General features: G+C 40.5%; 24 protein-coding genes. 22 read left to right on the top strand and 2 right to left on the bottom strand.

Annotated features, from left to right (window positions below; translation table 11 throughout):
* Positions 1-16: 16 nt before the first annotated feature.
* The 19 genes from atpE to ACFQIC_RS10265 all read left to right on the top strand — a co-directional run bounded on the left by atpE (position 17) and on the right by ACFQIC_RS10265 (position 18236).
* Complete coding sequence (gene atpE / locus ACFQIC_RS10355; RefSeq protein WP_204708182.1) at positions 17-229, top strand: F0F1 ATP synthase subunit C; 213 nt, start codon at positions 17-19, stop codon at positions 227-229.
* Between the two features lie 296 nt (positions 230-525).
* On the top strand, positions 526-1047 hold the full coding sequence (gene atpF, locus ACFQIC_RS10350) for a F0F1 ATP synthase subunit B (protein ID WP_204708181.1): 522 nt from the start codon (positions 526-528) through the stop codon (positions 1045-1047).
* Positions 1044-1592, top strand: a complete 549-nt coding sequence (locus ACFQIC_RS10345) for a F0F1 ATP synthase subunit delta (RefSeq protein ID WP_204708180.1) — start codon at positions 1044-1046, stop codon at positions 1590-1592. The genes atpF and ACFQIC_RS10345 overlap by 4 nt, the downstream gene beginning before the upstream one ends.
* A gap of 15 nt (positions 1593-1607) precedes the next feature.
* Positions 1608-3116 carry a F0F1 ATP synthase subunit alpha gene (gene atpA, locus ACFQIC_RS10340; protein WP_204708179.1) on the top strand — a complete coding sequence of 503 codons (1509 nt, stop codon included), beginning with the start codon at positions 1608-1610 and terminating at the stop codon, positions 3114-3116.
* 101 nt (positions 3117-3217) lie between these two features.
* Complete coding sequence (atpG, locus tag ACFQIC_RS10335) at positions 3218-4081, top strand: ATP synthase F1 subunit gamma (RefSeq protein WP_204708178.1); 864 nt, start codon at positions 3218-3220, stop codon at positions 4079-4081.
* A gap of 40 nt (positions 4082-4121) precedes the next feature.
* On the top strand, positions 4122-5534 hold the full coding sequence (gene atpD / locus ACFQIC_RS10330) for a F0F1 ATP synthase subunit beta (RefSeq protein WP_204708177.1): 1413 nt from the start codon (positions 4122-4124) through the stop codon (positions 5532-5534).
* A gap of 85 nt (positions 5535-5619) precedes the next feature.
* Positions 5620-6024: a F0F1 ATP synthase subunit epsilon gene (locus ACFQIC_RS10325; RefSeq protein WP_204708176.1), complete on the top strand. Its 405-nt coding sequence runs from the start codon at positions 5620-5622 to the stop codon at positions 6022-6024.
* A gap of 338 nt (positions 6025-6362) precedes the next feature.
* Entirely contained in the window at positions 6363-6596 is a 234-nt protein-coding gene (locus tag ACFQIC_RS10320) for a DUF1146 family protein (protein WP_204708175.1), read from the top strand.
* Between the two features lie 155 nt (positions 6597-6751).
* A complete protein-coding gene (locus ACFQIC_RS10315) occupies positions 6752-7471 on the top strand; it encodes a YwmB family TATA-box binding protein (protein WP_204708174.1) in 720 nt (239 codons plus the stop codon).
* 34 nt (positions 7472-7505) lie between these two features.
* Entirely contained in the window at positions 7506-8816 is a 1311-nt protein-coding gene (gene murA / locus ACFQIC_RS10310) for a UDP-N-acetylglucosamine 1-carboxyvinyltransferase (protein WP_204708173.1), read from the top strand.
* A gap of 1126 nt (positions 8817-9942) precedes the next feature.
* Positions 9943-10836, top strand: a complete 894-nt coding sequence (gene ftsX / locus ACFQIC_RS10305) for a permease-like cell division protein FtsX (RefSeq protein WP_204708172.1) — start codon at positions 9943-9945, stop codon at positions 10834-10836.
* A 31-nt stretch (positions 10837-10867) separates the two neighbouring features.
* Entirely contained in the window at positions 10868-12169 is a 1302-nt protein-coding gene (locus ACFQIC_RS10300; protein WP_204708171.1) for a murein hydrolase activator EnvC family protein, read from the top strand.
* A gap of 169 nt (positions 12170-12338) precedes the next feature.
* Positions 12339-13349, top strand: coding sequence for a stage II sporulation protein D (gene spoIID / locus ACFQIC_RS10295; RefSeq protein ID WP_204708170.1), 1011 nt, complete (start codon positions 12339-12341; stop codon positions 13347-13349).
* Between the two features lie 258 nt (positions 13350-13607).
* Positions 13608-14483: a peptidoglycan DD-metalloendopeptidase family protein gene (locus tag ACFQIC_RS10290; protein WP_390217076.1), complete on the top strand. Its 876-nt coding sequence runs from the start codon at positions 13608-13610 to the stop codon at positions 14481-14483.
* A gap of 321 nt (positions 14484-14804) precedes the next feature.
* On the top strand, positions 14805-15083 hold the full coding sequence (spoIIID, locus tag ACFQIC_RS10285) for a sporulation transcriptional regulator SpoIIID (RefSeq protein ID WP_204708168.1): 279 nt from the start codon (positions 14805-14807) through the stop codon (positions 15081-15083).
* Positions 15084-15257: 174 nt separating this feature from the next.
* Entirely contained in the window at positions 15258-16259 is a 1002-nt protein-coding gene (gene mreB / locus ACFQIC_RS10280; protein WP_204708167.1) for a rod shape-determining protein, read from the top strand.
* Positions 16260-16274: 15 nt separating this feature from the next.
* The gene (locus ACFQIC_RS10275) at positions 16275-17102 is read left to right on the top strand and encodes a flagellar hook-basal body protein (RefSeq protein WP_204708166.1); all 828 of its coding nucleotides are present in this window, start codon (positions 16275-16277) and stop codon (positions 17100-17102) included.
* Positions 17103-17117: 15 nt separating this feature from the next.
* The gene (locus tag ACFQIC_RS10270; RefSeq protein WP_204708165.1) at positions 17118-17936 is read left to right on the top strand and encodes a flagellar hook-basal body protein; all 819 of its coding nucleotides are present in this window, start codon (positions 17118-17120) and stop codon (positions 17934-17936) included.
* Between the two features lie 27 nt (positions 17937-17963).
* Entirely contained in the window at positions 17964-18236 is a 273-nt protein-coding gene (locus ACFQIC_RS10265) for a DNA-directed RNA polymerase subunit beta (RefSeq protein ID WP_204708164.1), read from the top strand.
* Between the two features lie 200 nt (positions 18237-18436).
* Here the strand turns inward: ACFQIC_RS10265 and ACFQIC_RS10260 are convergent, their stop codons facing one another.
* Complete coding sequence (locus ACFQIC_RS10260) at positions 18437-18583, bottom strand: lmo0937 family membrane protein (RefSeq protein ID WP_204708163.1); 147 nt, start codon at positions 18581-18583, stop codon at positions 18437-18439.
* A gap of 139 nt (positions 18584-18722) precedes the next feature.
* On the opposite strand from ACFQIC_RS10260, the gene fabZ reads away from it, so the two are divergent.
* The 3 genes from fabZ to ACFQIC_RS10245 all read left to right on the top strand — a co-directional run bounded on the left by fabZ (position 18723) and on the right by ACFQIC_RS10245 (position 19964).
* Entirely contained in the window at positions 18723-19145 is a 423-nt protein-coding gene (fabZ, locus tag ACFQIC_RS10255; RefSeq protein ID WP_204708162.1) for a 3-hydroxyacyl-ACP dehydratase FabZ, read from the top strand.
* A 168-nt stretch (positions 19146-19313) separates the two neighbouring features.
* Positions 19314-19604 carry a hypothetical protein gene (locus tag ACFQIC_RS10250; RefSeq protein WP_204708161.1) on the top strand — a complete coding sequence of 97 codons (291 nt, stop codon included), beginning with the start codon at positions 19314-19316 and terminating at the stop codon, positions 19602-19604.
* Between the two features lie 96 nt (positions 19605-19700).
* On the top strand, positions 19701-19964 hold the full coding sequence (locus ACFQIC_RS10245) for a hypothetical protein (RefSeq protein ID WP_204708160.1): 264 nt from the start codon (positions 19701-19703) through the stop codon (positions 19962-19964).
* A 104-nt stretch (positions 19965-20068) separates the two neighbouring features.
* Here ACFQIC_RS10245 and ACFQIC_RS10240 read toward each other — a convergent pair whose 3' ends face one another.
* Positions 20069-20254 carry a YjfB family protein gene (locus tag ACFQIC_RS10240; protein ID WP_204708159.1) on the bottom strand — a complete coding sequence of 62 codons (186 nt, stop codon included), beginning with the start codon at positions 20252-20254 and terminating at the stop codon, positions 20069-20071.
* Between the last annotated feature and the right edge of the window lie 40 nt (positions 20255-20294).

The raw sequence follows: 20294 nt of genomic DNA, 5'->3' as shown, positions 1-20294 counted from the left end.
GAGGAGGATTTTCATTATGGGTCTATTAGCAGCTGCAATCGCAGTAGGTTTGGCGGCACTTGGTGCTGGTATTGGTAACGGTCTAATCGTAAGTCGTACAGTAGAAGGAATTGCGCGTCAGCCAGAATTGCGCAGTGCACTTCAAACAACAATGTTCATTGGTGTTGCACTAGTTGAGGCAGTACCAATTATCGGTGTTGTTATCGCATTTATCGTAATGTTCCAGTAAAGGTAAAGACGATGGCGAAGTTCATAATTCGTGAATCTTCGCCTTTCCTTTATACCTCTTGAATGTAACTACCCTTGTTTTTAATATAAAAAACTTCGGCGCTATGCCGTTTACTATTGGAGTGCTGTACAAAGCTCTCCACTTTTCTTAGTGTCTAGCTGCGGCGCTTAGCCGCTTGAGGTCATAAGTCGATCGCTTGCGTGAAGGAAGAACATTTCACTATTGCTTGCTTATGCAGTTCGGACCTAAACCGGACACCTCCGCTTTTTTTAATAGGTTGGAAAGGAGTGACAACTGTGCAAGGATTAACTTCAAATCTAGTCCTGGGTGCTACAGGATTTGCTATAGGCGATATGCTCATTCAGTTATTGTTCTTCATTGTACTACTCGTACTTTTGAGAAAGTTCGCGTGGGGTCCATTGATGAACATGATGAAAGAACGTGAAGATTATATCGCAAATGAAATACAAACAGCTGAAAAAAGTCGTGAAGAAGCCGCGATTCAACATCGTGAAGCTACTGAAGAATTGAAAAAGACGCGTCAAGACGCACAGAGTATTATTGAGGAAGCACGCAAGACTGCTACTCAACAAGAGCGTGACATTGTAGAGTCGGCTCGAAAGGAAGCAGAACGCACTAAGGTTTCTGCCCGTCAGGATATTGAACAAGAACGCGATAAAGCCGTTCAACTTCTTAAAGATCAGGTAGCTTCGATGTCTGTTATGATCGCATCGAAAGTCATTGAAAAAGAACTTTCTGAAAAAGATCAGCAAGAACTCATTAACCAATATATTGACGAGGCAGGGGAAGAGCGATGAGTGAAACGATCATTGCCAAACGTTACGCTACCGCTCTTTTTCAACTCGGACAAGAACAATCCAATATAGATCAGATCGAAACAGAATTACGTACATTGAGAGACATCTTTCAGAATAACAAAGAACTCGAGAAATTCCTGAAGCATCCTCGTTTATCGACGAGTCAAAAAAAGGAATTATTGAATAATTCGTTAAAAGGATTTTCAAAAGAAACGTTTAACACTCTTATGCTGTTAGTTGATCGTCACCGAGAAGAGATTATCCTTGATATGGTAGATCACTTCATTCTAAAAACGAACGATCTTAAAGGAATTGCAGATGCAACTGTTTATTCTGTCAGTCCACTTTCAGATAAAGAAAAACAGCGTATTTCAGAAAAATTTGCTCCGAAAATGGGCAAAAAATCACTTAACCTTACAAATGTTGTTGAATCTTCCATTCTTGGAGGTATCCGTCTTCGTGTCGGAAATCGCATTTTTGATGGTTCTGTCAGAGGGAAACTTAACCGAATGGAACGTGAGTTAGTTTCTCCGAATAATAGATGATAGGGGTGAAATGGCATGAGCATCAAAGCTGAAGAAATCAGTTCGCTGATCAAGCAGCAAATTGAAAACTACGAATCAGATATTGAAGTCAACGATGTAGGTACAGTTATTCAAGTTGGTGACGGTATTGCACGTGCACATGGTCTTGATAACTGCATGGCTGGAGAGCTTGTTGAATTTTCTAATGGTGTCATGGGAATGGCGCAAAACTTAGAAGAAAGTAACGTTGGTCTTGTCATTCTTGGACCATTTACAGATATTAAAGAAGGCGATGAAGTTCGTCGTACAGGTCGTATCATGGAAATTCCTACAGGGGAGAACATGCTTGGACGTGTCGTTAACCCACTTGGACAACCCGTTGATGGTCATGGTCCAATTGAAACAACGAGAAGTCGTCCGATTGAATCACCAGCACCTGGAGTAATGGATCGTAAATCGGTAGATGAACCACTTCAAACTGGAATTAAAGCGATCGACGCCCTAGTTCCGATTGGTCGTGGACAGCGTGAGCTAATCATTGGTGACCGCCAAACAGGTAAAACTTCTGTTGCGATCGATGCGATTATAAACCAACATGACCAGGATATGGTTTGTATTTATGTAGCCATCGGACAAAAAGAATCAACAGTACGTGCTACAGTAGAAACGTTACGTCGCCACGGAGCGCTTGATTACACGATCGTTGTTACAGCGAGTGCATCTCAACCTGCACCACTTCTTTACCTTGCTCCATATGCAGGTGTTACACTTGGTGAAGATTTTATGTACAATGGCAAACACGTACTTGTTGTGTATGATGACTTGTCGAAGCAAGCGGCAGCTTACCGTGAGCTTTCCTTGCTATTACGTCGTCCTCCGGGTCGTGAAGCATTCCCAGGAGATGTATTCTATCTGCACTCTCGTTTATTAGAGCGTGCTGCTAAGCTTAGTGACGACAAAGGTGGAGGATCATTAACGGCTCTTCCATTCGTTGAAACACAAGCTGGTGACATTTCTGCTTATATTCCTACAAACGTAATCTCAATTACCGATGGTCAAATTTTCTTGCAATCCGACTTGTTCTTCTCAGGTGTACGTCCAGCTATTAACGCCGGACTTTCCGTGTCTCGTGTAGGTGGTTCTGCACAGATTAAAGCGATGAAGAAGGTAGCCGGAACGTTGCGTCTAGATTTAGCGTCTTATCGTGAACTAGAAGCATTTGCCCAGTTCGGATCAGATCTTGATAAATCAACACAAGCGAAACTTAATCGTGGTGCGCGTACGGTAGAAGTACTGAAACAAGGACTTCACCAACCACTGTCAGTTGAAAAGCAGGTTATGACTATTTACGCACTTACGAAAGGTTATTTAGATGATATCTCAGTAGAAGACATTACTCGCTTCGAAAGCGAACTACACATGTGGTTGGATAACAACCGTAAAGATCTTCTCTCTCAAATTCGTCAAACAGGTAAATTGGCTGAAGCAGAAGATATGAATGAAGCTGTAGAAGCATTTAAGAAAAATTTTGCCATCTCAGAATAAAAGCCGAAGCACCTTGGAAATAGGGTGTTGAAGCTAGGTTTAAAAAGTGAAGGTGCAGAACTCTAAATGCTTTAAATAGCTAGAAAGGGTGGTGAAACAGCGTGGCATCCCTTAGAGATATTAAAGGACGGATTACTTCAACGAAAAAAACAAAGCAAATTACGAAAGCTATGGAGATGGTTTCCGCCTCCAAATTGAACCGTGCCGAACAAAACTCACAAAACTTCATTCCGTATAGTGAAAAAATCCAAGAAGTCGTTGCAAGTATCGCAGCAGGTGGTGGTGATGCAAGTCATCCGATGCTCGAAGCCCGTGAAGTGAAGCGAACTGGATATTTAGTCATTACATCGGATCGAGGATTAGCTGGAGCTTATAACAGCAGTGTTTTGCGTAAAGTGTATCAGCAAATTCATCAGCACCATACATCAGCAGATGAGTATGCATTGATTACGATGGGACGTGTCGGGCGAGACTTTTTCCGTAAACGTAATATGCCGGTTGATCGTGATATCACTGGACTAGCTGATCAGCCAGATTTTGCAGATATTAAAGATATCGCATCTGAAACGGTTCAACTTTTTACAGACGGTGAAATCGATCAGTTAAACATTTATTACAACCACTATGTAAGTGCCATGACACAAGAAGTAACAGAGAAAAAGGTGCTTCCATTAACAGATATTAATAAAGAAGGCAAAGCTGCTACAAGCTCTTATGAGTACGAGCCTAACCAAGAAGATATTTTGGAAGTTTTGCTCCCGCAATACGCTGAAAGTATCATCTTTGGCGCATTGCTTGATGGAAAAGCTAGTGAGCACGCTTCTCGTATGACAGCTATGAAGAGTGCAACAGATAATGCTGATGATTTAATTGGAGATCTATCACTTTCATACAACCGTGCCCGCCAAGCAGCCATCACCCAAGAGATTACCGAAATCGTTGGCGGTGCCGCTGCCCTCGAGTAGATTGTTTATTTTTTTGAAAAGTTAGTAAGGAGGGAAATCGATGAGTACTGGACGTGTAACCCAAATCATGGGACCGGTAGTTGACGTAGCATTCGACGACGGTCAACTCCCTGAGATAAATAACGCCGTGCACGTAAGCTACGTTGCACAATCTGAAAATGAAACAAACGTTGACCTTACACTAGAAGTGGCCCTTCATCTAGGGGATAACTCTGTTCGTACCGTTGCGATGTCTTCAACTGAAGGTGTACAACGAGGAACAAAAGTAACCGATACAGGTGGACCGATCACTGTACCTGTAGGTGACGTGACACTAGGACGTGTATTCAGCGTACTTGGTGACAATATCGATCTTGACGAACCACTGCCAAGTGATGTTCGTCGCGACCCAATTCACCGTTTAGCACCAGTATTTGAAAACTTGGCTACGGATACAGAGATTCTTGAAACAGGAATTAAAGTAGTAGACTTGTTAGCCCCTTATGTAAAAGGTGGTAAAATCGGTTTATTCGGTGGTGCTGGAGTAGGTAAAACAGTATTAATCCAGGAGCTTATCAACAACATTGCACTAGAACACGGTGGTATTTCCGTTTTCGCAGGTGTTGGCGAGCGTACACGTGAAGGTAACGACCTTTACTATGAAATGAAAGATTCAGGAGTAATTAAAAACACAGCCATGGTATTCGGACAAATGAACGAACCACCAGGTGCTCGTATGCGTGTAGCTTTAACAGGTCTTACAATGGCTGAATACTTCCGTGACGAACAAGGACAAGACGTTCTATTCTTCATCGACAACATTTTCCGTTTCACACAAGGTGGTCTAGAAGTATCTGCATTACTTGGTCGCATGCCGTCAGCCGTAGGTTACCAACCAACCTTGGCTACGGAGATGGGTCAATTACAAGAACGTATTACATCAACAGATAAAGGATCTGTAACATCCATTCAGGCGATTTATGTACCTGCCGATGATTATACAGACCCTGCACCTGCAACAACGTTCGCCCACTTAGATGCAACAACCAACCTTGAACGTAAATTATCAGAACAAGGAATTTACCCAGCTGTGGATCCACTGGCTTCTACTTCAAGAGCTCTTGACCCAGAAATCGTAGGAGACGAACATTACGAGATTGCTCGGGATGTTCAACAAATTCTACAACGATATAAAGAATTACAAGACATCATTGCAATCTTGGGAATGGATGAGTTATCTGACGAAGATAAGTTAACAGTTTCCCGTGCACGTCGTGTCCAATTCTTCCTATCTCAAAACTTCCACGTAGCTGAGCAGTTCACCGGACAAAAAGGCTCATACGTCCCAGTGTCCGAAACAGTCAAAGGATTTAAAGAGATTCTAGAAGGTAAACACGATGATATCCCTGAAGATGCCTTCCGCCTAGTCGGCCGCATCGAAGAAGTCGTCGAAAAAGCAAAAGAAATGCAATAAGCATATCATTGCAAGTGTCACTCAGGTGTTTTTATACTAGAGCACCTGACACCGGCGCTTATGATCTGCCTTAGGAGGAATAGCTATGAGCACACTAACGGTGAGTGTTGTCACTCCTGATGGCCCGATTTTAGAAGACGCCTATGAAATGGTTAGCTGTAAGGCGGAAAGCGGGGAACTTGGGATTCTACCCGGCCACATCCCTATGGTAGCACCATTAACAATTAGCGCCATTCGCCTTAAAGGTGAGGGAGGATCTGATCGCATCGCAGTAAGTGGTGGGTTCCTCGAAGTTCGCCCAGAGAAAGTAACTATCTTGGCGCAATCTGCTGAAAAGCCTTCGGATATTGATATCGATCGTGCCCGTAAAGCAAAAGAACGTGCTGAACAGCGCATGAACAACAAACAATCAGATATCGACTTCAGAAGAGCTGAAATGGCACTGAAACGGGCCATTAACCGTTTAGACGTAAAAGACAATAACTTCTAAAAAAGCTGCTTTCTTCTGGAAAGCAGCTTTTTTGTGGAATTGTATGGTACCAGGTACCATACAATTCACCCAACGTACCAGGTACCACACAATTCAGAAAACTAACGAGCTTCGATAGCTGAATGATTTATATGAGACACCAAAAACTAAACATGTTTCGACTTAAACATTATTATTCCCCAGGAAATAAAACAGATTACGCAAAAAATGTTTATTTTGACACTTTATGTTGTTCACAAAACTGACACAATGAAAGCGTGAACAACGAAGGGTGTAAGGTTGACAAAAAAACGTAACCATGTGAATCTTAAATAGATAAGTTAGCGAGGTGTATAAACATGGATCAATATTTCGTAGAAGATGCACTTCTTAGTATGACTTCTCATATTATTTTCATTATTATTACGTGGAAAGTTTTACAGGCAGTGAATCTTGATGCATTTTTCCAAAAAGGACGTGTGTTCGAAATAAGAGTTTTAATGATACTGATCACCATTGCCATCGCTACATCAGTAAGTAATTTTTTCTTAGATTTAATTACATGGTCAAGTAGCATCGCATATTTATTTTAAAACATGAGTTAATGCTGGGTTTATTGACGTATTGTACCCCTTCTTAATAGTAAGAGTTTTGTTAGGTTGTCTAAAGATGTCATCATTTGTTTCGTATGAAAATCTAGTTCTCCGTTCAAACTTAGTGGTATAAAGTTAACGGGGAGAGATTACATATGAAAGTTCTAGCAATGGTTTTAATAGCAGCGATTGTAATAGGTTCTGGTGTTCATCCTCAAGGAACAGCTGAGGGGTGGAGTGAAGTCTCTCCATTAATTGAATTGGCAGCGTTCGCTGAGGATGAACAGCTAACAGTAAAACAGCTGAATATTACTCTAAAAGAATCTATGAAATTGGAAAATTTAAAAGAAACAGAGGAAAAAATTAAACATTATTTATACAATACTGAAATAACTAAAGAAATCACTTCAGAAGCCACTAAATACATTTATCATGACGGTCATAAAAATCATGATTTTGTCGAAAGGTTTATCGTAATCATACCAACGAGAGAAAGTAGCTCTTTTGATATAGTTTACACGGTAACTTCTGAGGGTAGAAAATCACTGTCAGCACAAATGATGGAACAAAAAGCTGATAGAATTCAAACTCGAATTTTCAGAGAAAATGTCACTAATTACTCATTTATTAAATCTGAAGAAAGTGGTATTCTTAATCAAGTTTTATTCTATCAAAAATTTAAACAATCATTCGGTATAGATACTATCGAAGAATCCATCGAAGAAAACTGGACGAGCAGATCTGGCTATACTTCAAGATGGGCTAAAGCCATCGAATTACCAAGTGGGGCGATGAATGTCCAGTTTGCTACAAGGAATTTGGGCAATCAAACGAACATTACAATTGGCACACCCATACTAACTGTTGAATATTAATAATAATGAATATGGACGCGGAGGAGAATGAACCTTGGATAAAATCATCGTCCGTGGTGGAAGGCAGCTTGCAGGCACTGTAAGAGCTGAAGGTGCAAAGAATGCCGTACTGCCTGTCATCGCAGCAAGTATAATTGCAAGCGAAGGAAAAAGTGTATTACACGACGTACCAGCTTTAGCTGACGTCTACACCATCAATGAAGTAATCAGACATATGAATGCAGATGTTCATATGGAAGGAAGAACTGTTACAATCGATGCTTCTAGTGATTTATTAACAGAAGCTCCTATAGAATATGTACGCAAAATGAGGGCTTCTGTGCTTGTGTTGGGACCATTATTGGCCCGCTATGGCCATGCAAAAGTTGCCCTTCCAGGTGGCTGTGCTATCGGCTCACGCCCACTTGACCAGCATCTCAAAGGTTTCGAAGCAATGGGTGCAGAAATCACAGTAGGCAACGGTACGATCGAAGCAAACGTAAATGGGCGTCTACAAGGCGCAAAGATTTATTTGGATGTTCCTAGTGTAGGTGCTACTGAAAATATTATTATGGCAGCAGCACTAGCTGAAGGAAAAACCATTCTTGAAAATTGTGCGAAAGAACCGGAGATTGTTGACCTAGCTAACTACTTAAATAAAATGGGTGCTCGCATTGTTGGTGCAGGTACAGAAACCATCCGAATCGAAGGTGTCGATAAGCTTTACGGCACGACTCATAACATTATTCCAGACCGCATTGAAGCAGGGACCTTTATGGTAGCAGCAGCAATCACCGGTGGAAATGTCTTAGTACAAGGAGCATTGCATGAGCACTTAAGCTCACTAGTGGCCAAGATGGAAGAAATGGGCGTGAAGATCGAAGAAGAAGAAGATGGTTTGCGCGTGATCGGACCTGAACACCTTAAAGCAACGGATATAAAAACACAGCCACACCCAGGCTTCCCAACAGACATGCAATCTCAAATGATGGCACTTATGCTTAGTGCAAAAGGCACAAGTGTGATCACAGAAACTGTTTTTGAAAATCGTTTCATGCATGTAGAAGAATTCCGACGAATGAATGCAAAGATGAAGATTGAAGGTCGTAGTGTGATTATTGAAGGACCATCAAATTTACAAGGGGCTGAAGTTCAAGCAACGGACTTGAGAGCGGGAGCCGCTTTAATTCTTGCAGGGCTTGTAGCCGATGGATTTACAAGGGTTACTGAACTGAAACACTTGGATAGAGGATATGTTGAGTTTGCGGAGAAATTAAAGTTGCTCGGTGCAGATGTCGAACGTATTAATGAAGAAGGATCCTATGCAGAAGCAGTTGAACCTAGTGAATCTGTATCAACCTTATAAGATTATTATGACTGCCAAAAGCAATTCTCATTAATAGCTAATGAGGATTGCTTTTTGTTATGTCCAATGAGACGAGTGCGTGATAGGGAGTTATGTGCTTACCCGTGGAGGTGTTGGGGAAACCCACATGAGGTGGCCGCAACTATCTTAAGTTGGTAGAAACTCCATAACTCTTCAAGAAAATGATGGAACGGTTGAGAACAAGGCTACGAATGATTCGATGTAAATAATAGAAAAGGCTAAAGACAAGAATCAATAACTGAGGGCATTAGGTGTCTCGAAGCCAAAGTTTTTGAATGAATAAACACAAGAAAAGGCTATGGAGATCGCCAGTAGCCTTTCCCTCCTTCTTGCGCTCTTGGCATCACGCATGGGTTTACGGATCCGCACGTACGGCGGTAGTGTGCTGTGGAAGGCATATCGGAGATGAGGGAAGACCCCTCGATAGGAATTGAACAGGTAAGAAAATCACACAACGGACAAATCAAAGGTTTGAAATGGGGACGATTCGTGTTACTTAATCGACCTTCTCGACTTAAGTAAAGACGGTATCAAAGACAAGAAAAATATCAGAAAAATCCCCAGAGATGATTTCTTGAAAAAATGGTTCTTAGATCTTTATGAACAAACAACTTATAAAAGTGAGAAGCATTCCTAGACACATTGATTAATAGTAGCCAGGCAGCTGCCCTTCGCTTCTACTTTCAAGAGCGTACGAAAACCACTAGAACCATGGAAGACGCCCATTTTAGATTATGAGCTAAGTTAGAATGTGCGGGATCAAATAAAGCACAACTCTTCATCTTCCGCTTCATCAAACTAGTTAGCAGTTACATGAAGAAGAGAATTTTGACCTATGAAAGGATGGAAATGTGTGAGTTTCACAAAAGCCGAAATGAATTATATATCCATGTTACATAATTGTAATCTATGAAATGAAAATGTAACTAAAAAAATACTTATCTAGTAAAGGAAGTTTGTTATAATAGTATTTGGCAGAAAAAGATGCATATTTTCTGAGAAATCGACAATACAATCAAGAATTTTTACTAGGAAGTGACCGAAATGACTTACTATAAGTTTTTAAAACTGGATTGTTTATATAAATTGAGAGGTTTTTATGTTTATGAAGATTAATACAATCAATCGTCATATGAAGGAAGGAGTAAAGAATCTAGTTAGAAATGGATGGATGTCATTTGCCTCTATATCTGCTGTCACTGTTACTTTACTTCTAGTAGGTGTGTTCGCAGCTTTATTGTTTAACCTTAATGAAATAGGTTCACAGATAGAAGAGGATGTTGAAATCCGTGTATTTATTGAAAGGTCTGTCGAAATAGAAGATCAAAATAGTCTAGAAGATGAGATTGCTAGTATACCTAAAGTTCAATCTGTAACATTTCAGTCAAAAGAGGAAGGCTTAGATCAACTCATTGACAGTTTAGGTGAAGAGGGTGATGCTTTTGCATCACTTAAAGAAGAAAATCCCTTAAATGATGTGTATATTGTAAAAACGGATCAACCGCAATCTACTACAGAAGTTGCAAGTGAGATTAAAGGATTGCAGAGTGTTGAAAAGGTAGAGTATGCACAAGAAACAGTAGAAAGACTATTCAACGTAATGGACATTGTCAGGAATATTGGAGTAGGATTAATTTTCGGTCTACTCTTTACAGCGATGTTTCTAATTGCAAATACTATTAAAATTACGATCGTTGCAAGAAAAAAAGAAATAGGGATTATGAAATTAGTAGGTGCAACCAATTGGTTTATTAGGTGGCCTTTCTTTATAGAAGGAATTCTAATAGGTGTACTTGGCTCAGTATTGCCAATAACTCTATTAATCTTTGGATACAGATACTTATATGAAGATTTTACTGCTAGATATCCAACGCTTTTTATTGATTTATTGCCAGTATATCCATTCATATTCCAATTAGGGGCTATTTTATTATTAATGGGCACATTAATTGGGTTGTGGGGAAGTATGACTTCGATGCGCAAGTTCTTAAAAACATAAAAAAGAGATATACACAGGGGAGGAAGAAAATTTGAAAGCAAAATTGATAGTTTCAGTTTTATTCGTTTTTTTCTTAGCGAGCGGTTTATTAACTTCTCAGATTTCAGCTGAAAGTAACGAGGAAAAATTAAATGATGTGAAAAAACAACAAGAAGAAAAAGCTAGTGAAAAGCAAGAAAAACTTAATGAAATCAATAAAATTCAACAAAAACAAGAAACGGTAGATGACAAAATAAAAAAAATAGAACAAGAGATAGAAGAGACATCTTCAAACATACAGGTGAAAGAAGATGAAATCTCACAAACTACTTCTGATATTGAGAAACTTAAAGAGGAGATTACTGTAATAGAAGAACGTATTGCTGAAAGAGACAGTCTCTTAAAAGAACGAGTGAAATCAATGCATCAAAATGGGGGAAGTATTGATTATTTAGACGTTTTGATGGGAGCGCAAAATTTTGGTGATTTGTTAGAAAGGGTTATGTCACTAAATACAATTGCAGAACAAGACCAAGAAATTCTAACTGAACACCAGAATGATAAAAAGGAAGTAGACCAAAAGAAACAAGAAGTTGAGGAACAGTTACAAGCTCTAGAGCAAAAAAAGGAAGAACTTGAAAGTTTACAATCAGAATTAAATAATAAAAAGTCAGAACAAGATGAATATATGAGTTTACTTGAGAAAGAAGAAAAGGAACTTCACAATCATACAATGGAACTAGAAGAGGAGCAGGAAACGTTAAGGGCTCAAGAAGTGGCCATTAAGGAAGAAATTGAAAGGCAAAAAGAGCTTGAACGCCAAAAAGAAAGAGAGCGTCAAGAGGAATTAGCTAGAAAACGTAAATCTAATCAAGAACAGTCTAACTCCCAGGTCAATCAGACGTCACAAAGTGATTCTTCTGGATCTACGTCGACTGGACAAGCTAATGCTAGCGGCTCTACATTTAACTGGCCTTCTGCGGGAGTACTAACTTCGGGGATCGGACAGCGTGGGGGAAGCTTTCACGCAGGTATTGATATAGCGAAAGCAGGTACAGTACCTATCCGGGCTGCAGCAGATGGGACAGTCATTCGTGCTTATAAATCTTCTAGTTATGGAAATGTCGTCTACATTAGTCACTATATTAATGGTCAAACATATACTACTTTGTATGCTCATATGAGATCAACTCCCTCTGTATCAACAGGACAGTCGGTTTCCGCAGGTACATTCTTAGGGAATATGGGAAATACAGGGCGATCGAGAGGGCAACACCTACACTTCGAACTTCATAAAGGGTCATGGAATGGAAGTAAATCAAATGCCGTTAACCCCCTTCAGTATTTACCTTAATTGAACCGTTAATAAACTACATAAAAAACGACAAACAACTTATATGTTTGTCGTTTTTTTATTCGTTGCTATTTTGTCACAAGAATGACAAGAATATTTAGTTCTATCAGTGACTCTTGGTGGATACATTTTAGTAGAGAGGTCTACTAATGATGCAGGAGGACGAGATATGAAAAAAAATCATCGAATAGGGATCATTACAATGATTAGTGTATTTTTGGGAATTTTAATTATTCCCGCACTCATCGTCGTACCATTTATTGGTAAAAATGACACATCCACTGTGTCGGAAACCAATCCGAACCAACCAGTATCAGATACGGAAATCCCGGCGAGCCTCTCTCCCTTTTCCATTAATGTGATGAGGACCACTAGTGAAAAAATTGAGAACGTGCCACTCGAAGATTATGTAGCTCGTGTCGTTGCATCTGAAATGCCGGCAAATTTCGAAATCGAAGCTTTAAAAGCACAAGCATTAGCCGCAAGAACATACATCACCCAACAGCTTACAGAAGGAACACCATACTCGGAACAGGCGGATGTTTCAGATACTACCCAGCACCAAGTATACAAAAATGATGATGAACTGCGGGAACAATGGAAGGATCACTACAATCAAAATATAGGACGGATCAATCAGGCGGTTAAAGAAACAGCTGGAGAAATTATCACATATGAAGAAGAACCAATCACCGCTGCTTTTTTCTCGACGAGTAATGGGTACACTGAGAATTCCGAGGACTACTGGGAAAATGAGATTCCTTATTTAAAAAGTGTAGAAAGTCCGTGGGATGAAGATTCTCCAAAGTTTTTTGATCAAAAAATCGTAACTCTATCCAGTTTAGAAGCGGCGTTAAACGTTAATATTGAGCCAGGGTTAAAGAATTTCAATCTAGCCAAAACCCCAGGTGGGCGAGTAGCTGAACTTTCCGTTGGGGATAAGAAATTTACTGGTCGAGAAATTCGAGAGAAATTAGAATTGCAATCGAGCGACTTTACGATTGAACAGAAAGAACAACACATTATCTTTACAACAAGAGGCTACGGACACGGAGTAGGTATGAGCCAATATGGTGCCAATGGAATGGCGGAAAACGGCAAAACCTACAAAGAAATCATCCAACATTACTACCAAAACACAGAAATTACACCCGTCACCAAGCAAACCGCGTCCCGTTGAATGGGTGGTTAAGTTGTGTGGTACCTGGTACTGAACGATTAGAAAATTCACTCTTTTTAAGCTACCCATTTTCGGGTGGCTTTTTTTATATTTGTAACACTTTTTCACCTCTTTTTGTAACTACGATTACCTGTCCCCAATAAAAATTTTTATAGTCATGTATATATTTCCAGAAAAGAGTTCAGAATGACTGTTGAGGTGATGAACATGAGAGAGGAAGGAAAGAAGAGCGTTACTAAATTAAAGTTTAAACGCTTGATGCGCAAGAAGTGGTTGTACCCAGCTTTATATTTAGCAGTAGCAGCTATGGTTTTGGTTGGAGTCTTTTGGTATCAGTCAAGTTCAAATGATGTAGCTGATCAGTTAAATGAGGAAAATCAGAATGTAGAAGACGAGGTATTTATTGGTCAGGATGATGAGGAAGCAGTACCAGTCACTAGTCAAGGTGAAAATTTAGAAATGCCGGTAGCCAATCAAGATGAAGCAACCATCGTTACAAAGTACTTCGACTATGATGCAACAGATGAAGAACAGGAAAGTGCACTAGTCCTCTACAACAATAAGTATTACCAGAGTAAAGGAATCGATATCGCAAAAGGTGAAGGTGAAGAATTTGCGGTCACTGCAGCTTTATCAGGAACTGTAACTGAAGTGAAAGAAGATCCGCTCTATGGCAATGTTGTTGAATTGACTCACGATGACGATGTAACTACAGTTTATTCTAGTTTAGCTGAAGTTGAAATCCAATCAGGAGATGAAATTGAACAGGGAGATGTTATTGGTCAAGCTGGTCAAAACTCTTTTGGACAGTCCAACGGCGTACATGCACATTTTGAAGTTCGTAAAGATGGTGAGCCAGTGAATCCAGAAAACTTTTTCGGTCAGGCAGTGAGTTCCATTGAATCTGCTGCAACAACAGAAGAAGAAGTATCTGAAACAACAGAACCATCAGACGAACCAACACTTGAAGAAGAGCCATCTGAATCAGGTATCCAACCTGCACCAGAACAAGATGAACCTGCTCCTGAAGACGAAGGTGAAGCAGAGTCCGATGAATCCGGTGAAACAGATGACACTGATGAACCAATCATTGATGAAGAAAGTTCTTCATCAAGCTCAACAACTCAATCCTAAATCAATAGGCAATACCCACGTGCTAAAAATGGAGGCTGATTCGGTCTCCATTTTTTTGTGTTTAAATTGTGTGGTACCTAGGTACGTAAACAGAATTGTATGGTACCTGGTACCACACAATTCAACAAAATGACTCTCCCCGCACGACAAACGCTTTAAATAGAGCATAACTCCCAACTTTTAATAATAGAATGAACATAACCGAAGATTCGGTACCATCCAGGGTGACCCAACCAGAGCTTTACTACTAACATAGATCCTGTAACCCTAATCCCGTCTCACCCAACCCCCTTGGATAGTCAATCACAGGAGGCGAGAGATGTGCATGACTACATCAAAGAACGGACAATCAAGACTGGTGAGTACATTATCGAGACGAAAAAGACGGTACGCGTTATTGCTAAGGAATTCGGAGTTTCAAAGAGTACAGTTCACAAAGACTTAACTGAACGGCTACCTGAAATCAATGCTCCTCTTGCAAAAGAAGTAAAAAAAATCCTCGATCATCATAAGGAAATTAGACATTTAAGAGGAGGGGAAGCGACACGAATGAAATATAGCACAATTGGAAAAGATACACCTGCAGAGCCTACCCTTTAGCGAATTTCCAACCTCCCGATAAAAATTTTCACCCCAAGATTCTATATGGAACTTTTTTCTTGAGAAATAAGACGATCCATGTAACTTTGTGATAGAATATAAAATTAGATGTGTATTAATTTAAAATAAATAATTCGAATAGTTTTTCTGATAAATAGGGAGGATCTACTCAAGATGTTTGCAAGAGATATAGGAATTGATTTAGGAACCGCTAACGTACTTATTCATGTAAAAGGTAAAGGTATTGTATTAAACGAGCCATCTGTTGTAGCGATGGACCGGAATACTGGGAAAGTTCTTGAAGTAGGAGACGCTGCCCGTAAGATGGTTGGTCGTACGCCAGGTAATATTGAGGCTATTCGTCCACTAAAAGATGGCGTCATTGCAGATTTTGACGTCACAGAAGCCATGCTACGACATTTTATCCAAAAAACAAATGTGAAAGGTTTTCTTTCGAAGCCGCGAATGTTGATTTGTTGTCCTACGAACATTACAAAAGTAGAACAAAAAGCCATTAGAGAAGCGGCGGAGAAATCAGGTGGAAAGAAAATTTATTTAGAAGAAGAGCCAAAGGTTGCTGCAATAGGAGCGGGTATGGAAATTTTTCAGCCTAGTGGAAACATGGTCGTTGATATCGGTGGTGGAACGACGGATGTTGCGGTACTTTCAATGGGAGATATTGTAACAGCAGCTTCTATTAAAATGGCTGGTGATAAATTTGATGCGGAAATTCTTCAGTATATTAAGAAAGCTTACAAATTGCTCATTGGTGAGCGAACATCTGAAAATATTAAAGTACAAGTGGCAACCGTATTCAAAGGGTCCCGCAATGAAGAGATTGAGATTCGCGGCCGTGATATGGTTTCCGGATTGCCACGCACGATCACTGTGAATTCAGAGGAAATTGAAGTATCGCTTAGAGAGTCCGTTCAAAGCATCACGCAAGCTGCTAAGCAAGTACTTGAGCGCACACCGCCTGAACTTTCCGCTGATATTATTGATCGCGGAATTATTATGACAGGTGGAGGCGCGCTTTTGCATGGAATTGATCAACTGTTAGCTGAAGAGTTAAAAGTTCCTGTTTTTATTGCGGAAGACCCAATGGATTGTGTAGCTAAAGGAACTGGTATTATGCTTGAAAATATTGATAAAATAACTAAGAATAAAATTGGTTAAAAGGAGAGAATCGTCTTGCTGAGAGGATTTTATACGGCGGCATCAGGAATGATTGCCAACCAACGCATGCAGGAAACTCTATCAAATAATATAGCGAATTCAAACACGCCAGGATATAAAGCCGATCAAGGTACCTTGAGAGCGTTCCCGGAGTTACTCATTGAAGAAATGGGAGGAACGACTGTCCCAACTCGCAATGGAGGGTTAACCCTTCCAACACAAAATGAACTGGGTTCCCTAAATACAGGAGTTTATATGCAGGAAGCCGTACCTAAATTTTCTCAGGGCGATTTAAGGGAGACAGGCAATACGACGGACCTGGCTCTCTTAAATGGTGATTTACCTGACGATGAAGGATTCCTATTTTTTAATGTTCAAAATGAAAACGGAGACGTGCGCCAGACGCGTAACGGGAATTTTACCGTGGACGGAGAAGGTTTTTTAACGACGAATCAAGGTTACTACGTACATGACGATGCGGGACAACCGATCCAAACAGATGGTATGGAATTTAACGTTCGAGATAACGGGACATTGGAAATTGGTGAGGCGGAAGTCCAACTAGGCCTATCTTACACAGCGAACGCGCCGGATATGGTAAAAGAAGGAAGCGGACTTTTCACACCCGGAGAAGATGCTGACCCTCTAGAAAACGCACGTGGGAACGATGGTGTGAACTTTGAAATCCAACAAAATGTTCTTGAAGGTTCCAATGTTGATCCATCAAGAACGATGACTGAGATGATGAATACATATCGCACGTTTGAAATGAACCAGCGCGCCCTTAAGGCATATGATCAAAGTATGCAAAAAGCGGTGAACGATATTGGTAAACTAGGGTAATAGGGGGAAGAGTCCATGAATCTATCAATGATACAAGCATCAAATACGATGGGGCAGTTGCAGCATAAGCTTGATTTAATAGGGAATAATATGGCAAATGCAAATACAACCGGTTATAAAAGTAGACAAGCTGATTTTGCCTCATTACTTGTCCAACAAGTTAACAATCAGTCACATGAGGAAGCAGAAGTCAATCGGCTCACACCAACCGGTATACGCGTAGGTTCTGGCGCGAGGCTCGCTCATACGAATATAGATTTGTCTCAAGGTACGATGCAGGCAACCGATAGAGGCTTAGACGTTGCGTTGCAGGAGGACAATCACTTGTTTCAATTACAAGAGGACACAGAAAACGGACCCGAAACACAGTACACTCGTGCAGGTAACTTCTATTTAAGCCCTGTAGAAAATGGAGAAGTAATGCTGACCAGCTCAAACGGACGTCCGGTTCTTGACGAAAATGAGGAAGCACTAACGTTTGTAGATAATATGGAAGACTTGAGTATTCGTGAAGATGGATCAATTATGGTGAGCCGTGACGGGCAAGAAGCTGTTGAGGGTCAACTTGGTATTGTTGAGGCTGTTCGCCCACGTACGCTCGAAGCTACTGGTGACAACCGCTTTCGAGTACCAAATGATGTAGAATTACCAGCAGATGAAATCATTATCGGTGCTGACGCTCAAGTACGAACAGGAAGACTCGAATCATCTAATGTTGATATGGCTAAACAAATGACAGATATTCAAACAGCACAACGATCCTATGAATTCAACTCTCGTTCCATCTCTACGGGGGACGAAATGATGGGACTAATAAATCAACTCAGATCTTAATTTTTAATGGTAAGGGGATTGTGTTTCATGGCAACAGAAGAAAAGAATCCAGATAAAAAGCAACTAAGAAAACAGCATAAAGAAAAAAAGAAACCAAAGGAAAAACGAGCAAAACAGCCTCGCCGACGGATTCTTCCTATCTGGCTTAGAATCATCATCGTTCTTCTACTCATTATTATAGCGCTTTCCGTTGGACTTATGATTGGCTACGGTGTGGTTGGTGAAGGTGATCCGCTAGATGCACTTAAATGGTCAACATGGCAGCAGATTATCGATGTTGTAATAGGTGAATCCGGCTGAAAGTTTCCTTTCTAATAGATATGAAAGCACGAGACTCTCGTAGAAGAGCCGTGCTTTTTATAATTGCTCGTAATATGGGCTGAACCATTCGCAAAAAGTTATTCACGTTCACAATTAAGCCAAAAGACCACCAAGCAAACATCTGAACATTAAAAATCCGTAATGGTAAACACCAATACGGATTGATTAATATGGCATCGTTAAGGCTTCTTCCGGCCACGCACCACTTTTACAATGATGACAATGACGGCAACAATTAGTAACACATTAATGAGGCCGCCTGCTAAATCAAAAACAAGACCTAATAGCCAAACAGCTAATATAATACCAACAATGGTCCAAAGCATGAATTATCCTCCTATTGAAAAACTATCTCAAGGGTAGATTTCCTTTATATCATTTCCCTAAAACATTTTCCGAAAAATTTTGTTCTCATCAGTCGATACCTTTATAATAAGAATAGTTTGTACGGAAAGGAGCTTTTCTATGCTAGATATTCAAGCAATCAAAGAAATTATCCCTCATCGTTATCCCTTTCTTCTGATCGACCAAGTTGAAGAACTTGAAGAAGGGAAACGTGCCGTTGGATACAAAAACGTAACAGCCAATGAACCATTTTTTCAGGGCCACTTTCCAGATTACCCTGTAATGCCAGGCGTGCTCATTACCGAAGCGCTTGCCCAAATGGGTGCCGTTGCAATGTTGAAAAAAGAAGAAAATCAAGGTAAACTCGCCTTTTTCACAGGGATTGACAAATGCCGCTTCAAGCGCCAAGTGAAACCAGGTGACCGACTCAAACTTGAAGTGGAAATTGTCCGACTCAAAGGACCAGTAGGCAAAGGTAAAGCGACAGCCACTGTTGATGGTGAAGTTGCCTGTGAAGCTGAAATTATGTTCGCACTTAAATAATGGAAAAAGAAGCCGTCCAATTCCGGACGGCTTCTTTTTCTCTCTAAATAGTCAATATCTTATAAAATGTACTCAAACTGCAACCATTCCCATATCTCGCCATGTATATCCCATACAAAAAATGGATAAGCTAGCAGTCGTAAACAACATTTGAAGGAGGAATACCAAATGAAAAACGGTCTACTCAAACTATTTATCACCATGCTAGCTATTTCAGCTCTAGGTGCGTGTGCAACGGAAGAGGAACCACCTGCTGAAGAAGATGGTGGTACAGAGGAAAATGGTGGTAATGGAGAAAACGGTGATACTGGAGACGATGGTGAAATGGATGACGGCATGGGTGATGATGGCGAAGGTGAAGAGGATATGGGCGGCGATGATGATAACGGAGAAGGCGAAGGCAATAATGGTGACGATGCTACAAACGAAGACACTATGAATGAAGACGAAGAAGAATAATTTAAACATGCCGCTCTTAATCAAAGAAGCGGCCTTTTTCTTCTCCATCCAAACAAATCTTGTGAAACATAGAAGAATTTGAAGGAGGAATACCTAATGAAGAGCAATCTACTCAAATTATTAATCGCTATGCTAGCCATTGTGGCAGCTCTAAGTGCTTGTGCAACGGAGGAAGAGACACCACCTGAACAAGAGAACAATGAGATGGAAGAGGGCGACGGGACAGAAGAAAGCGAAGACATAGAAGAAAATGTTGACGTTGAAGAGAACGACATGGAAGATCGAATGCAAGATGGTATGGGCGGAAATGATGGCAATGGGAATAAAGGTACAAACGAGGACCTTTTAGAAGACGAATAATCTGTGTAAGGCCGCCCTACTCCAAGGAAGCGGCTTTTTTTCTGCCCCATTTAAAAGAATACTAGGCAGCTTCAGTATTGGAGCGCCACCTAGTATCGATCGATTTACCCTTTCAAGTCAATTTGACTTCCTTTCGTAGGGTGTGAAACCGTAGCCGAATCAGAGAGCATCTCTACCATTTGATTACCCTTTGTTTCAGCATCACTTTTCACCTGATCCATTAGAGCCACACTCGTTTGTTGCTTTAAACTCGTTTGGCTCATAGCAATAGAAGCGGCCGCTACATCCATTTGATCACTCTCCTCTCCCTCATATCATCGACCATTTACA

Source organism: Halobacillus seohaensis, assembly GCF_042663045.1.
GTDB classification, from domain to species: Bacteria; Bacillota; Bacilli; order Bacillales; family Halobacillaceae; genus Halobacillus_A; species Halobacillus_A seohaensis.
This window is presented reverse-complemented; position numbering and strand designations above follow the sequence as displayed.